This window comes from Shinella yambaruensis, from assembly GCF_022899355.1.
Lineage (GTDB): Bacteria > Pseudomonadota > Alphaproteobacteria > Rhizobiales > Rhizobiaceae > Shinella > Shinella yambaruensis.
In genome coordinates this window covers 93,218-106,338 of sequence record NZ_JALJCK010000009.1, presented here as the reverse complement: position 1 = coordinate 106,338, position 13,121 = coordinate 93,218, and the positions used below count along the sequence as shown (strand labels likewise).

The window sequence follows — 13,121 nt, the reverse complement described above, 5'->3', positions numbered from 1 at the left end:
CACAAATCTGCGCAGTTGCGAAAGCCAGTGGAGTTAAAACGAAAACATTTCGAATGTCAAACGAATGTGAGTGAAAACGTCATTTCCGCCCTCAGGGTGGAGAGGACGTCTCCACGAGACGCACGTCATGCTCCTGGCAAATGCTGCGAATGCCCTCGAAAGGACAGCTGTCGGTGATGAAAGTGTGGACCTGCGAGAGGTGGCCGATGCGAACCGGCGCGGTCCTTTCGAATTTCGTCGAATCCGAAACCAGGATGACGTGGCGCGCGTTCGCGATGATCGCCTGCGCCACCTTCACCTCGCGATAGTCGAAATCGAGCAGCGCGCCGTCCTCATCGATCGCGGAAACGCCGATGACGGCATAATCCACCTTGAACTGGCGGATGAAATCGACCGCCGCCTCGCCGACGATGCCGCCGTCCGCGCCGCGCACGACACCGCCGGCAATCACCACCTCGATCGAGGGGTAGACGCGCAAACGGTTGGCGACGTTGATATTATTGGTGATGACCATCAATTCCTTGTGATCGAGCAGCGCTTCGCCCACCGCCTCCGTCGTCGTGCCGATATTGATGAAGAGCGAGGAATTGTCCGGGATCATGGCGGCGGCGGCGCGTCCGATCGCCTGCTTTTCCGGCGCGGCGATGGAGCGGCGCGCCTCGTATTTGACATTCTCGTTGCCGCTCGGGAACAGCGCCCCGCCATGGATGCGCGTCAAGACCTTGTTATCGCAGAGATCGTTGAGATCCTTGCGGATGGTCTGCGGCGTCACGGAGAAGCGCGCCGCAAGGTCCTCCACGAGCACGCGGCCCTCGGCCTTGGCGAGATCGAGGATCTCCGCCTGGCGACCTGTCAGAAACATTGGCTCCTCCCATTGCTTTCGTTTGTTTTCATAATATGCAAAAACGAAAGCACATCAATTGATCCGCCCCGCCTTCTTGGAGTGCGCCCCACTTTTTGTGATACTGGGCGGGCAGCGGGTTGCGGCGAGCATCGGGAGGAAAGCACATGTTTCATCCGGCCTTGTTCAAGGGCGCCAACGTCGTCGTGACGGGCGCGGGGCGCGGCATCGGCCTGGAGATCGCCCGGCAGTTCCTCGATTGCGGCGCCCATGTGCTGCTGCATGGCGGGCGGGCGCCTTCCGGCCCATTGCCCGATTTCCTGGAAAACGCCGTCGCGGAGGCCCGCGCCCATATCGTCTATTCCGACTTCCTCGTCGAAGGCGGCATCGGCGCGATCCTGCAGCGGGTGGACAGCCTCTTCCCGCATGTCGACGTGCTCATCAACAATGCCGGCACGATGGTCGGCCGCTTCCCGGCCGCCGAGCTGACGGACGAGCAGTACGAGACCGTCGTGCGCCTCAACCAGACCTCCGTCGTCGAGGTGACGCGCGCGCTGCTGCCTTCATTGCTCCGGGCGCCAAGCGCCGCCATCGTCAACACGGTCTCGATCTCGGCGCTCACCGGCGGCAGCCCGGGTTCGGCGATCTATTCGGCGACCAAGGCCTTCGTTTCGACCTATTCCAAGGGGCTGGCGCGCGAGCTCGCGCCGGACGGCATCCGCGTCAACTGCGTCTCGCCGGGCACGATCACCACCGACTTCCATTCGCGCTATTCATCGGCCGAAAAGCTGGAGGCGACACGCAAGACCATTCCGCTGCAGCGGCTCGGCACGACGGAGGACTGCGCCCCCGCCTATCTCTTCCTCGCCTCCAAGGCCCTTTCCGGCTATATCACCGGCCAGGTGCTGGAGGTGAACGGCGGCCAGCTGATCTGCTGAGACCGGTGGCCCGGTCAAGCGTTGACGTCTATGACGACGCGGCCTTTCACCTTGCCCTCGAGGATCCTGCCGGCCAGCTCCGGCAGGTCGGACAGCCGGTGCTCCACCACCATGGCCTCCAGCTTGTCCATCGGCAGGTCGGCGGCGATGCGATTCCAGGCATCGACGCGCTGGTCGTAGGGCCGCATGACCGAATCGATGCCGAGCAGGCTGACACCACGCAGGAGGAACGGGATGACTGTGAAGGAGGGAACCGCGGCACCGGCGGCAAGGCCGACCGCGGCGACGGCGCCGTCATATTTCATCTGCTTGAGCACCCGCGCCAGCATGTCGCCGCCGACCGCATCGACGGCACCGGCCCAGCGCTCCGATTCCAGCGGCTTGCTGCTCGCCTCCGACAGTTCGCCGCGGTCGACGATCGTTTCGGCGCCCAGTTCCTTCAGGTAGCCCGCCGCTTCCGGCCGCCCCGTGACGGCGGCGACCGAATAGCCGAGCCGTGCCAGCAGCGCGACCGCCACCGAGCCGACGCCGCCCGCCGCGCCCGTCACCAGAACCTCGCCCTTCAGCGGCGAAAGGCCGGCCTCTTCCAGCGCGATGACGGACATCATGGAGGTGAGTCCCGCCGTGCCGATCGCCATGGCCTGCCGGGTCGACAGCTCCTCCGGCAGCGGCACCAACCAGTCGGCCTTGACCTTCGCCCGCGTCGCGTACCCGCCCCACCAGACTTCGCCGACCCGCCATCCGGTCAGCACCACCCGGTCGCCGGGGCGGTAGCGCGGATCGTCCGAGGCTTCGACCGTGCCGGCGAAATCGACGCCCGGCACATGCGGGAAGGCACGCACCAGCCCGCCCTTGCCGTTGATGCAGAGCCCGTCCTTGTAGTTGAGCGTCGAATATTCGACGGCGACGGTGACGTCGCCGTCCGGAAGCCGCGAATCGTCCAGTTCCTGGACCGACGCGGAAACCGCGCCATCCGCCCCCTTCTCCACCAGCAATGCCTGGAACGTCATGGCTTTCTCCTCGTGCTCATCCATTCGTCCCAGATATAGGGCGCGGGGCATTGGTGCCGCCACTGTTCTTTTGTATCAAGGACGCGGAGGCACGGGATGATAGACAAGCTCGAATACTTCATTGCGCTCGCCCGCGAGAGACATTTCGCCCGGGCGGCGGAAGAGCTCGGCATCTCGCAGCCGACGCTTTCGGCGGCGATCCGCCAGCTGGAGGACCATCTGGGCGTGATGCTCGTCGTGCGCGGCTCGCGCTACCAGGGCCTGACGCCGGAAGGCCAGCGCGTGCTCGAATGGGCCCGCCGCATCGTCGGTGACACGCGCACCATGCGCGAGGAGATGCGCGCGGCGCGCAAGGGCCTGTCCGGCCATATCCGCCTTGCCGCCATCCCGACGACGCTCGCCATGGTGCCGCGCATCACCGCGCCCTTCCAGGAAAAGCACCCGGACGTCACCTTCTCCATCGTCTCGACCACGTCGATCAAGATCCTCGGCCTCCTGGAGAACCTGGAGATCGACGCCGGCCTCACCTACCTCGAGAACGAGCCGCTCGGCCGCGTCACCAGCGTGCCGCTGCTGCACGAGCACTATTGCCTCGTCACCGCCCGCGGCACGCCCTTTGCCGATCGCCAGACCGTGACCTGGCAGGAGGCCGGCGGCGTTCGACTTTGCCTATTGACCGCCGACATGCAGAACCGGCGCATCATCAACCGGCACTTTGCCGAAGCGGGCGTTTCGGTGGAGCCCTCGCTGGAAGCCAATTCGATGATCGTGCTGTTCTCCCATGTGCGCACAGGACGCTGGGCGAGCATCATGCCGCGAAACGTCGCAAAATCGTTTGGATTTCCTGATGAAATAAGTATAGTTTCCCTCGTCGATCCCGAGCCGCACCACACCGTCGGCCTCGTCGCCACCCATCGCGAGCCCTTCACCCCGCTCGTGTCCGCCCTGCTGCACGAAGCGCGCGTGCTGGCGGAAAAGGGAATCGATTGATAGGTTTTTTCTATCGATCAACGGCTTTGCTTTATTGACCGGTCGTCTCCCGGCTGAGAAGCTGTTAGAATAGCGCGTGGATCGACAGGGTTCCGGTCTTCGCCGAGCAGTTTCAATGGTATCGGCGCGGCAGAACCCGGAGGCCTTGCGGTTCATTCGTGTCGGTTGGGAGGCCTGACGATGAATGTGCACGTACCCGGCAGCGATGTCGGCGCAAGAACGCTGGCGATCGTCAGCGAACTGAAGGGGCTCGAAGGGCCGCTTCTTCCCATCCTGCACGAGATCCAGGCGGAGTTCGGCTTCGTGCCGCAGGAAAGCCTGCCGGTGATCGCCCGCGCGCTCAACCTGTCGCGCGCCGAGGTGCATGGCGTCGTCACCTTCTATCACGACTATCGTGACCACCCGACCGGACGGCATGTGCTCAAGCTCTGTCGCGCCGAGGCCTGTCAGTCGATGGGCGGGGACGAGCTGGCGGAGCGCGTGAAGGCGCTGCTCGGCATCGATTTCCACCAGACGACGCTGGACGGCGCCGTCACGCTGGAACCGATCTACTGTCTCGGGCTCTGTTCCTGCGCACCCGCCGCGATGCTCGACGGCGAGGTGCATGGACGGGTCGATGCGGATCTGGCGAAGGAACTCGTCGCGGAGGCACGCCGATGACCGTTCGTCTTTACGTTCCCCGCGATGCCGCAGCCCTTGCGCTCGGCGCAGACCGCGTCGCCAAGGCCTTCTCCCGCGAGGCGGAGACCCGCGGGCTCGACATCACGATCGTGCGCAACGGCTCGCGCGGCATGCACTGGCTGGAGCCGCTGGTCGAGGTCGAGACGGCCGAAGGCCGCATCGCCTACGGGCCTGTCAGGCCCGCCGACGTGCCCGCCCTGCTCGATGCCGGCCTGCTGGACGGCAAGGCTCATCCGCTCTGTCTTGGCGGAACGGAAGAGATTCCGTTCCTGAAGAACCAGACCCGCCTCACCTTCGCCCGCTGCGGCGTCATCGATCCCCTTTCGCTCGAGGACTACAAGGCCCATGGCGGCCTCCGAGGCCTCGAAAAGGCCATCGCGATGGCGCCCGCCGACATCGTCAAGGAAGTCACCGACAGCGGCCTGCGCGGCCGCGGCGGCGCAGGCTTTCCGACGGGCATCAAATGGAAGACGGTTCTCGATGCGCCGGGTGACCAAAAATACATCGTCTGCAACGCCGACGAGGGCGACAGCGGCACCTTCGCCGACCGCATGATCATGGAAGGCGATCCCTTCGTGCTGATCGAGGGCATGGCGATCGCGGGCCTTTCCACCGGCGCCACCAAGGGCTACGTCTACACCCGCTCCGAATATCCGCACGCCATCGCCGTGATGAACGATGCCGTCGCCATCGCGCGTGCCGCCGGCATGCTCGGCCCGTCTGTGCTCGGCTCCGGCAGGGCCTTCGACATGGAGATCCGCGTCGGCGCAGGCGCCTATGTCTGCGGCGAGGAGACGGCGCTGCTCAACAGCCTGGAAGGCAAGCGCGGCATCGTGCGCGCCAAGCCGCCGCTGCCGGCCCTGCAGGGCTTCATGGGCCGCCCCACGGTGGTCAACAACGTCATCTCGCTCGCCTCCGTGCCGGTTGTGATGGATAAGGGCGCCGCCTATTACCGCGATTTCGGCATGGGCCGCTCGCGCGGCACCATCCCGATCCAGATCGCCGGCAACGTCAAGCATGGCGGGCTCTACGAAACCGCCTTCGGCCTGACGCTCGGCGAGATCGTCGACACGATCGGCGGGGGCACCGCCTCCGGCCGGCCGGTCCGCGCCGTGCAGGTCGGCGGCCCGCTCGGCGCCTATTTCCCACGCGCCCTGTTCGACACGCCCTTCGACTACGAGGCCTTTGCCGCGAAGGACGGCCTCATCGGCCATGCCGGCATCACCGTCTTCGACGACACGGTCGACATGCTGAAGCAGGCGCGCTTCGCCATGGAATTCTGTGCCGTCGAAAGCTGCGGCAAGTGCACGCCCTGTCGCATCGGTTCGACGCGCGGCGTCGAGACCGCGGACAAGATCGCCCAGGGCATCGAGCCCGAGAAGAACCGCGAACTGCTCGCCGACCTCTGCAACACCATGAAGTTTGGTTCGCTCTGCGCCCTCGGCGGCTTCACGCCCTATCCTGTCATGAGCGCCATGACGCATTTCCCGGAGGATTTTTCCCCGGCCCCGATGGTGGAGGCGGCGGAATGAGCGCGACGGAAAAGGTCAAGGGCCCCGCATCCTACTTCCCCTCGATCGAGAAGACCTACGGTCAGCCGATCGAGCACTGGAAAGAGATCATCCGCGCGCAGGACGGCAAGGCGCATATGCAGATCGTCGCGTTCCTCAAGGAAACGCACGGTCTCGGCCATGGCCATGCCAATGCGCTCGTCGCGGCGACGCTCGCCGAGACGAAGTCGTAGAAACAAGTGAAGTCGCCGCCCACCCGCGGCGCAACGGATTGACCCGGAGGTTCCCATGTCCCTCGTTCCAGAAATCGACTTCGGCACTCCCGCCTCCCGCTCGGAAAGGATGGTGACGCTCACCATCGACGGGAACGAGATCACCGTTCCCGAGGGCACCTCCATCATGCGCGCCTCGATGGAGGCCGGCATAAAGGTGCCGAAACTCTGCGCCACCGACATGGTGGATGCCTTCGGCTCCTGCCGGCTCTGCCTCGTCGAGATCGAGGGCCGCAACGGCACGCCCGCCTCCTGCACGACCCCGGTGGCGCCCGGCCTCATCGTCCACACCCAGACGAGCCGGCTCAAAAACATCCGCAAGGGCGTGATGGAGCTCTACATCTCCGACCACCCGCTCGACTGTCTCACCTGCGCGGCGAACGGCGACTGCGAGCTGCAGGACATGGCCGGAGCGGTCGGCCTGCGCGACGTGCGCTACGGCTACGAGGGCGACAACCACGTCAAGGCGCGCAGCAACGGCGAGATCAACGCCCGCTGGATGCCGAAGGACGAATCGAACCCCTATTTCACCTACGATCCGTCGAAATGCATCGTCTGCTCGCGCTGCGTGCGGGCCTGCGAGGAGGTGCAGGGCACCTTCGCGCTGACCATCGAGGGCCGCGGCTTCGACAGCCGCGTCTCGCCCGGCATGCACGAGCACTTCCTCGAATCCGAATGCGTCTCCTGCGGCGCCTGCGTGCAGGCCTGTCCGACGGCGACGCTGACCGAGAAATCCGTCATCGAGATCGGTCAGCCGGAACACTCCGTCGTCACGACCTGCGCCTATTGCGGCGTCGGCTGCTCCTTCAAGGCGGAAATGCGCGGCGAGGAGCTGGTGCGCATGGTGCCCTGGAAGGACGGCCAGGCGAACCGCGGCCATTCCTGCGTCAAGGGCCGCTTCGCCTATGGCTACTCGACCCATAAGGAGCGCATCCTCAACCCGATGATCCGCGAGAAGATCTCGGACCCGTGGCGCGAGGTGACCTGGGAGGAAGCCAATGCCCACGTCGCCGCCGAGTTCCGCCGCATCCAGTACCAGTACGGCCGGGATTCGATCGGTGGCATCACCTCCTCGCGCTGCACCAACGAGGAGACCTTCCTCGTCCAGAAGCTGATCCGCGCCGGCTTCGGCAACAACAATGTCGATACCTGCGCCCGCGTCTGTCATTCGCCGACGGGCTACGGCCTCGGCCAGGCCTTCGGCACTTCCGCCGGTACGCAGAATTTCGACAGCGTCGAGCACACGGACGTCGTCATCGTCATCGGCGCCAACCCGACGGACGGCCACCCGGTCTTCGCCTCGCGCCTGAAGAAACGCCTGCGCCAGGGCGCCAAGCTGATCGTCATCGATCCGCGCCGCATCGAGCTCGTCTCCTCGCCGCACATCAAGGCGTCCTACCACCTGCCGCTGAAGCCCGGCACGAACGTCGCCGTCGTCACGGCGCTCGCCCATGTCATCGTGACGGAAGGCCTCTTCGACGAAAAATTCATCCGCGAGCGCTGCGACTGGTCGGAGTTCGAGGATTGGGCCGCTTTCGTCGCCGAGCCGCGTCACAGCCCCGAGGAAACCGAAGCCTTCACCGGCGTGCCGGCGGAGACGCTGCGCGGTGCCGCCCGCCTGTTCGCCACCGGCGGCAACGGCTCGATCTATTACGGCCTCGGCGTCACCGAGCACAGCCAGGGCTCGACGACCGTCATGGCGATCGCCAACCTTGCCATGGCGACCGGCAATATCGGCCGCGAGGGCGTCGGCGTGAACCCGCTGCGCGGCCAGAACAATGTGCAGGGCTCGTGCGACATGGGCTCCTTCCCGCACGAACTGCCGGGCTACCGCCACATCTCCGACGACGCGACGCGCGAGATCTTCGAGAAGCTGTGGGGCGTGACGCTCAACAACGAGCCGGGCCTGCGCATCCCCAACATGCTGGACGCCGCCGTCGAAGGCTCGTTCAAGGGCCTCTACATCCAGGGCGAGGACATCCTCCAGTCCGACCCGGACACCAGGCACGTCTCCGCAGGCCTCGCCGCCATGGAATGCGTCGTGGTGCAGGACCTCTTCCTCAACGAGACGGCGAACTATGCCCATGTCTTCCTGCCGGGCTCGACCTTCCTCGAAAAGGACGGCACCTTCACCAATGCCGAGCGCCGCATCAACCGTGTGCGCCGCGTGATGACGCCGAAGAACGGCTATGCGGACTGGGAAGTCACCCAGAACCTCGCCAGGGCCATGGGCCTTGCCTGGAACTACAGCCATCCTTCCGAGATCATGGACGAGATCGCCGCGACGACGCCGAGCTTCGCCCTCGTCTCCTATGACTATCTGGAGAAGAACGGCTCGGTGCAGTGGCCCTGCAACGAGAAGAACCCGCAGGGCTCGCCGATCATGCACGTCAACGGCTTCGTGCGCGGCAAGGGCAAGTTCATCCGCACGGAATATGTCGCGACGGACGAGAAGACCGGCCCGCGCTTCCCGCTACTGCTCACCACCGGCCGTATCCTCAGCCAGTACAATGTCGGCGCTCAGACACGGCGTACGGAAAACGTCGTCTGGCACGAGGAGGACCGGCTGGAGATCCACCCGCACGACGCGGAAAACCGCGGCATCCGCGACGGCGACTGGGTGCGCCTCGCCAGCCGCGCGGGCGAGACGACGCTGCGCGCCCTCGTCACCGATCGCGTCGCGCCGGGCGTCGTCTACACGACCTTCCACCACCCGACGACGCAGGCGAACGTCATTACCACCGATTTCTCCGACTGGGCGACGAACTGTCCGGAGTATAAGGTGACCGCCGTGCAGATCTCGCCGTCGAACGGCCCGTCCGACTGGCAGATCGAATATGACGACCTGGCCCGCCGCTCGCGCCGGATCAGGGGCAAGCTGGAGGCAGCGGAGTAGGATAGCAGCGTGCCGGATTTTTCCACCACGACCAAGGTCGCCGAGATCGCCCGCCGCAACGGGCGGCTTGCGGAGGGCGAACGCTTCGTGCCGGAGGAGACCCCGGTCGCCTTCTCCTATGCCGGCTCGACCCATGCCGTGATGATGGCGACGCCCGCCGACCTCGAGGATTTCGCCGTCGGCTTCAGCCTGACGGAAGGCATCATCACCGACCCCGGAGAGATCGAGACCATCGAGGTGCTGGCCGAGGACAAGGGCATCGACGTGCAGATCCGGCTGGCGGACGCGCAGAACGACGCGCTGACCGCCCGCCGCCGCCACATGGCCGGCCCCGTCGGCTGCGGTCTGTGCGGCATCGAATCGATCGAGCAGGCGGTGCGCGTGACGCCCTCGGTGCGTGCCTCCTCCCTTACGCTCAGCGAAGATGCGGTCGTCGAGGCGGTACGCCTCCTGAACGGCCAGCAGCCGCTGCACATGGTGACGCGCGCCGTGCATGGCGCCGGGTTCTATGTCCCGGGCGACGGCCTCATCGCCGTGCGGGAGGATGTCGGCCGGCACAATGCGCTCGACAAGCTCGTCGGCGCCGCACGGCGGGCGGGGCATGCGGGCAGCGCCGGCGCCGTCGTGGTGACGAGCCGCGTTTCCGTCGAGATGGTGCAGAAGACCGCGATCATCGGCAGCCCCTTCATCATCGCCATTTCCGCGCCGACGGCGCTTGCCATCCGCACCGCCGAAGAGGCCGGCATGACGCTGATCGCGCTGGTGCGCGGCGAGGAGTTCGAGATTTTCACCGGCGCGGAGCGCATCGTCTCCGGCACACAACGCCGGATCGGCAACGGTTAGGAGACAGGAATGTCGGAAGGCAACAAGCTCGTCAGGATGGCAAACCAGATCGCCACCTTCTTCCACTCGCAGCCGGCGAGCGAGGCGGCGAACGGCGTGGCGACCCATATCAACAAGTTCTGGGAGCCGCGCATGCGCCGGCAATTCTTCGACATCATCGACAACCATGGCGGCGAAGGGCTCGACAGCCTGGTCCTTCAGGCCGCGCCGCTGATCCACCGCCCACCGCCGGCCGAGGTGCCGCCGGCAGCACGGGCCGGCAACGCCGCCGCCCATTGATCCCATCCCGAGAACGCGAACGGCCGGCATTGCTGCCGGCCGTTTTCATGCCGCGGTGCGCTCAGAACTCTTCCCAGTTCTCCGCTGCCGGCGCCGTGGAGCCGCGCGGCGCACGCAGGGCGCGCGCCATGGCATGAAGCTGCGATACGGGGGTGGGCGACGGCGTGCGCTGCACCGGCTGGGCGGGGTTGCCCGCAAGCCGGAACCGGCGGATGAGCGCGTGCAGCGCCTCCGCCTCGCGCGCCATGGCGTGGCTCGCCGCGGTGCTCTCCTCGACCATCGCCGCGTTCTGCTGCGTTGCCTGGTCCATCGCATTGACCGACTGGTTGATCTCGCGAAGCCCGGTCGATTGCTCCCGCGAAGCCTCGACGATCGCCACCACGTTGGCATGCACGCCCTGCACCTGCACCAGGATTTCCTGAAGCGCCCGCCCCGTCTCGTCGACCAGCGCCACGCCGCTCCTGACCTGCTCGCCGGAGGTGGTGATCAGCGCCTTGATGTCCTTGGCGGCGCTGGCGGACCGCTGGGCGAGCTCGCGCACCTCCTGCGCCACGACGGCAAAACCCTTGCCCGCTTCGCCCGCCCGTGCCGCCTCGACACCGGCATTGAGCGCCAGGAGGTTGGTCTGGAAGGCGATGTCGTCGATGACGCCGATGATGTTGGAGATCTCCCGCGAGGAACTTTCGATCTGGCCCATCGCGTCGATCGCCTTCTTGACGACCGCGCCGGATTGTTCCGCGCCCGCCCGGGTCTTGCCGACCAGCATGCCGGCCTCGTCTGCCCGCCGGCTCGAATCGCCGACCGTGGTGGTGATCTCGTCGAGGGCGGCGGCGGTTTCCTCGACGGAAGCCGCCTGCTGCTCGGTGCGCCGCGCCAGGTCGTCGGCGGCCGAGCGGATCTGCTGCGCACCGGAGGCGATCGCATTGGCGTTGCTCTCGACCGTGCGCATTGCCTCGTGCAGGCCGGCCACCGCATCGTTGAAGTCGCTGCGCACCGTCTCCATCGACGGCACGAAGGCCGTGGCGAGGGTTTGCGTCAGATCCCCCTCGGCCAGCGCCTTCAGCCCGGCGCCGAGCGCATTGATCGCCGACATGCGCTCGGTCACATCCGTCGCGAACTTGACCACCTTGTAGACTCGGCCGGAAAGGTCGCGGATCGGGTTGTAGGCCGCCTGGATCCAGATCTCGCGCCCGCCCTTGCCGTAGCGCACGAATTCGTTGGAGATGAAGCGGCCCTCGGCCAAGCTTCTCCAGAAAGCCGCATAGGCCGCGGTCTGCACATAGGCGGGGTCGCAGAACATGCGATGATGCTTGCCGCGGATTTCGGAAAGGTCATAGCCAAGGGCCGCACAGAAATTCTCGTTGGCGGTCAGGATCTCGCCGGTCGGCGTGAACTCGATCACCGCCTGCGAACGGGCGATCGCGTCGAGCTTGCTGGCATCCTCCGCCGCCCGCTTCCTCGCCTCGGTGATGTCGGAAGCGAACTTGACGACCTTGTAGGGTTTTCCGCCGCGGAAGACCGGATTGTAGGTCGCCTGGATCCAGATCTCGCCGCCGTCCTTGCGCAGGCGCTTGTAGCTGTTCGAATCGTATTCGCCCCGCGCCAGCCGCGCCCAGAACTGACGGTACTCGTCGCTCGCCGTATAGGCCGCCTCGCAGAACATGCGATGGTGCTTGCCGACGATCTCCTTCAGCTCGTAGCCGAGCGTCCGGCAGAAGTTTTCGTTGGCGGTCAGGATCGTACCGGTGAGATCGAACTGGATCACGGCCTGCGAACGCGACAGCGCGTCGAAGATATGGCCCGCATCCATGGATTTTGCGAATGAAAGCATGCCCTGTCCCCCTGTGCGATGACCACGGCCGGGATTGCGCGCGTGGCGATCGTCCTGGTGTTGACTCTCAGGCACGGACGCCTCGGCGGCCGCGCACTGGCAGCGGTGAAAACAATCTTCGCGGGAGGCTTCATGCCGGAGCGATGAAATGCGCATCTACAATCAAAGATGGCATTACAGGCTTAAGAATCCATGAAAATCGAGCGACAGGATTCGGGAAATCCTATATAACAATGCCTTACGCCTGATCCTGGAGCGACGGACTCAGGTTACGCTAGGTGAGCGTCATCCTGAGCGCAGGCAAACTATCGGTAAAGTTGCATAAACAGGCCGGCAACAAAAAACCGCCGTACAATCGTACGGCGGTCCGGATAGCGGTGATGTGTCGGAAAGGTCAGGCTGCCATCTCTTCCACGTCGCGCTCCTTGAACATGCGCGCCAGGTTGAGGAAGCAGATCATGCCGTTCTCATGGGCGATGATGCCTTCCGCATAGACCTTGTCGAACGAGGTCGTCACTTCCGGCACCGGCTGAATCTGCTCGCTGCGGATGGTGAGGATGTCGGAGACGCGATCGACGACGAGGCCGACGACCATGCTGTGCACTTCGGCAACCACGATGGCGCTGCGCTCGTTCGCTTCGGTGCTCTTCATGCCGAGCTTGTGGGCAAGGTCGATGATCGGGATCACCGTGCCGCGCAGATTCATCACGCCGATGACATCCGGCGGGGAATGCGGGATCGGCGTGGACGGTGCCCAGCCGCGGATTTCGCGGATCGTCGTCGTCTTCACGCAGAATTCCTGATCGTGCAGGCGGAATGCGATGATTTCGAGCGTGTCGCCGGCAAAGCCGGCCGTCTTGATGGAGGTCATCGGGGTCTTTCCAGTTTCATCTGCTTCGTGACCCGATCCTATGCACGCCCTAGTTAAAATCTTTCAAACGCACCGCGGTTTGTCGTGCCGGAAATGCAAAAGGCCCCGCACCATAGCGGGGCCGCATATTTTCAGCCTTACCGGCAGAATATTCACAG

At 65.3% G+C, this 13,121-nt stretch carries 12 protein-coding genes; 8 read left to right on the top strand and 4 right to left on the bottom strand.

The features are described 5' to 3' along the window. Positions 1 to 91 precede the first annotated feature (91 nt). On the bottom strand, positions 92 to 862 hold the full coding sequence (locus MUU56_RS21015) for a DeoR/GlpR family DNA-binding transcription regulator (RefSeq protein ID WP_244769236.1): 771 nt from the start codon (positions 860 to 862) through the stop codon (positions 92 to 94). Between the two features lie 146 nt (positions 863 to 1,008). Between MUU56_RS21015 and MUU56_RS21010 the strand changes: the two genes are divergently transcribed. Then, a complete protein-coding gene (locus MUU56_RS21010) occupies positions 1,009 to 1,779 on the top strand; it encodes an SDR family NAD(P)-dependent oxidoreductase (RefSeq protein ID WP_244769235.1) in 771 nt (256 codons plus the stop codon). A 14-nt stretch (positions 1,780 to 1,793) separates the two neighbouring features. Here MUU56_RS21010 and acuI read toward each other — a convergent pair whose 3' ends face one another. Then, positions 1,794 to 2,789: an acrylyl-CoA reductase (NADPH) gene (acuI, locus tag MUU56_RS21005; RefSeq protein WP_244769234.1), complete on the bottom strand. Its 996-nt coding sequence runs from the start codon at positions 2,787 to 2,789 to the stop codon at positions 1,794 to 1,796. 96 nt (positions 2,790 to 2,885) lie between these two features. On the opposite strand from acuI, the gene MUU56_RS21000 reads away from it, so the two are divergent. From MUU56_RS21000 to MUU56_RS20970, 7 genes are all read left to right on the top strand, one after another. Further along, on the top strand, positions 2,886 to 3,779 hold the full coding sequence (locus MUU56_RS21000) for a LysR family transcriptional regulator (RefSeq protein ID WP_244769233.1): 894 nt from the start codon (positions 2,886 to 2,888) through the stop codon (positions 3,777 to 3,779). A gap of 180 nt (positions 3,780 to 3,959) precedes the next feature. Further along, entirely contained in the window at positions 3,960 to 4,439 is a 480-nt protein-coding gene (locus tag MUU56_RS20995; protein ID WP_244769232.1) for a formate dehydrogenase subunit gamma, read from the top strand. Then, the gene (locus tag MUU56_RS20990) at positions 4,436 to 5,992 is read left to right on the top strand and encodes a formate dehydrogenase beta subunit (protein ID WP_244769231.1); all 1,557 of its coding nucleotides are present in this window, start codon (positions 4,436 to 4,438) and stop codon (positions 5,990 to 5,992) included. The genes MUU56_RS20995 and MUU56_RS20990 overlap by 4 nt, the downstream gene beginning before the upstream one ends. Continuing rightward, a complete protein-coding gene (locus MUU56_RS20985; protein WP_244769230.1) occupies positions 5,989 to 6,204 on the top strand; it encodes a DUF4287 domain-containing protein in 216 nt (71 codons plus the stop codon). The genes MUU56_RS20990 and MUU56_RS20985 overlap by 4 nt, the downstream gene beginning before the upstream one ends. 55 nt (positions 6,205 to 6,259) lie before the next feature. Next, positions 6,260 to 9,139: a formate dehydrogenase subunit alpha gene (gene fdhF, locus MUU56_RS20980; protein WP_244769229.1), complete on the top strand. Its 2,880-nt coding sequence runs from the start codon at positions 6,260 to 6,262 to the stop codon at positions 9,137 to 9,139. 9 nt (positions 9,140 to 9,148) lie between these two features. Further along, positions 9,149 to 9,982, top strand: a complete 834-nt coding sequence (gene fdhD, locus MUU56_RS20975; RefSeq protein WP_244769228.1) for a formate dehydrogenase accessory sulfurtransferase FdhD — start codon at positions 9,149 to 9,151, stop codon at positions 9,980 to 9,982. A gap of 9 nt (positions 9,983 to 9,991) precedes the next feature. After that, positions 9,992 to 10,261 (top strand): formate dehydrogenase subunit delta, encoded by a 270-nt coding sequence (locus tag MUU56_RS20970; protein ID WP_244769227.1) that lies wholly within the window; start codon positions 9,992 to 9,994, stop codon positions 10,259 to 10,261. Positions 10,262 to 10,322: 61 nt separating this feature from the next. Here the strand turns inward: MUU56_RS20970 and MUU56_RS20965 are convergent, their stop codons facing one another. Together MUU56_RS20965 and MUU56_RS20960 are read right to left on the bottom strand one after the other, a co-directional pair. Continuing rightward, on the bottom strand, positions 10,323 to 12,092 hold the full coding sequence (locus tag MUU56_RS20965; protein ID WP_244769226.1) for a methyl-accepting chemotaxis protein: 1,770 nt from the start codon (positions 12,090 to 12,092) through the stop codon (positions 10,323 to 10,325). 394 nt (positions 12,093 to 12,486) lie between these two features. After that, positions 12,487 to 12,963: a chemotaxis protein CheW gene (locus tag MUU56_RS20960; protein WP_244769225.1), complete on the bottom strand. Its 477-nt coding sequence runs from the start codon at positions 12,961 to 12,963 to the stop codon at positions 12,487 to 12,489. Positions 12,964 to 13,121: the final 158 nt, after the last annotated feature.